Source organism: Caminibacter sp., from assembly GCF_053999135.1.
On record NZ_JBMXVQ010000006.1, the window covers coordinates 1 to 2,200 of the forward strand.

Here is a 2,200-nt window from a genome sequence, read left to right on the forward strand (position 1 = left end):
GGGGTAAAACTGCCGCAAGGCAGTAAAAGCCCGATAATTCGGGCTTTTTAACAATAAATTTAACGGATTGTAAAAAACGTTAAATTTTTTGTAAATAAAACGTTAAAAAAAGTTATCGTAATATTTGTATTATGTTTTGTTTTTTATTTTTGTGTATATAACCTACTACACTAACAAAATTAAAACGGAGTAAAAATAAAGAAGGGCAAAACCAGGAACAGCGAAAGAGTAGGCGAAATATTAGAAAGATATATAAATTATAAACAAACAGCCGAAAATCGTTGTCCTGGAAGTAGCCCCGATAAAGATAAAAAGACATATATTTTGCTACGCTCCGAAACTTCCAAACCGAACGGGCGGACAGGTTACGCAAGGCGGCCAAGCAAGGCTACACCAGCAGCTGCAAGCTGCGGCCTATAAGGTAACCTGCCAGGAAGTTATCTTATCCCGCTCCAGCGGCCAACACGGCCAAAATCTCTCCAGCAACTCCATTGCTTTGGTGTTTTTGTGCGGTTACACACCTAAAAGAAAATCGCATTTCTAAGTTTTGCCCCGTGCTGGGCCCCTAACGGTTTTTTTTACGTTGAAAAGACGTAAAAAGGAGAGGCCGAGGGGAGCAGCTGCCGTTCCTTGCAAGCAAGGAAATCTTTTTGCTGGAAACAGCAAAAAGTAGGCAGCTGCGGCGGGCGGGGCGTAGCAGAAAATTTTCTTATTTAATCCTTTTAGGGTTGTAGTCTGTAATCAGAACACAAAACTAAAGGATTGGTATGAATAACGAACACTTTGTAAAAGAGCTTAAGAAAGAATTACTATTGCAAAACGAGGAACAAGTCCTGCAGCTGCTGCAGGATTTACGCAAACAAATTAAAAACCAAGTGCAAAAGCGACAACCGATAACAAAAAACTTTTTAGGCCGTATTATGCTACACAACCTTAAAAAGCTAAAAAATAACGCTAAAACGCAAGAAAAAAAGCAATTATTACAGCTCTTTAAGCACAAATGCTTTGTAAAGCATTATTATAAACTCCTAGAATTTGCCGCTGCCTCTTGGAGTGCCTATAAGATAGAAAAATATTTTAAAGAAGTGTTACATTGCCCGATCAGCCGCCCAACCATTGTTAAAATTTTAAAACAAATAAAAGAGGGCAAAAATGGGTAACCTACGAGGCGGAAATTTTGAGAGACAAATAAAAAACGCTTTAAGCCGCCTAGACGCACGAGGAACAAAAAGACACGCAACAGACAGCAAAAAAACGCATTCTAACGCTTTAATGCAAAAGCGAGCAATGTATCTGCGAGATTTTGCTAAATTCGCTCAGGAACGAGGATTAGAGGGCAAATTAAACACACATTTTACACAAGAACACATAAGCGAGTTTTTAAACGAGCGTTTGCAGGATTTAAGCCCTAAGACAGCGTTAGACTACACAAGCGGATTTAACAGTATGCTACACGGCTTGGAGCAAACAAAAGTAAATATAGATAAAAGCGTTCATAATGTTTTGCAAGAATACACTCAAGACTACAGGGCGGAATTTAACGTAGTTAAAAACGATTTTGAAACAGGACGAGCGATAAGCGATACAGGGGCTTTTTTAAGTAATTTAGAGCAAATCCGAGAAAGCTCCGCCACAATTGCAGAGCTTCAATTAGAAACAGGCTTAAGAGCTTCAGAAGCATTAGAAGTCGCCCGTAATTTTCAAGAGTATTATAATCCAGGAGAAAATACATTAAGCGGAATAATCGGAAAAGGCGGACAGGAATACAATATAAAGCCTATAAGCCCCGAATTAGCCTACAAATTGCAAAATCTAAACGAAATACCGTCTTACTCAACATATTATCGAGACATTAATGCCTTAGAACATAAGACGCACGATTTACGAATTACGTATGCAGTAGAACACTACAACAAGCTAAAAGAAGAAGGATATACACATAAAGAAGCATTAAAATTAACCTCTCAAGAGCTTAACCACCACCGAGAAAGTATTACTTTGTATTATCTCAATAGAGCTTAAAATTTGTTATAATTGTGGTAGGCGTTAGTAGGGGCGGCACCCCCTACCAACAGATAGTGACTACAAGAGCCACTATCAATAGGACGATAATTATCCTATCCATCGGCTACCTTTCAGTTGGGCTATCCCAACTCCCAACCCACCAACCCTTGCCGAGTAGCCGATGATATCCTACCAC

2 protein-coding genes are annotated in these 2,200 nt (G+C 39.2%); both read left to right on the plus strand.

Features of this window, described 5'->3' with window-relative positions; genetic code table 11:
• Positions 1 to 767: 767 nt before the first annotated feature.
• On the plus strand, positions 768 to 1,160 hold the full coding sequence (locus tag ACXJH6_RS00200; protein WP_456469745.1) for a hypothetical protein: 393 nt from the start codon (positions 768 to 770) through the stop codon (positions 1,158 to 1,160).
• Positions 1,153 to 2,022 (plus strand): site-specific integrase, encoded by an 870-nt coding sequence (locus ACXJH6_RS00205; protein ID WP_456469746.1) that lies wholly within the window; start codon positions 1,153 to 1,155, stop codon positions 2,020 to 2,022. The genes ACXJH6_RS00200 and ACXJH6_RS00205 overlap by 8 nt, the downstream gene beginning before the upstream one ends.
• The last annotated feature ends 178 nt before the right edge of the window (positions 2,023 to 2,200 follow it).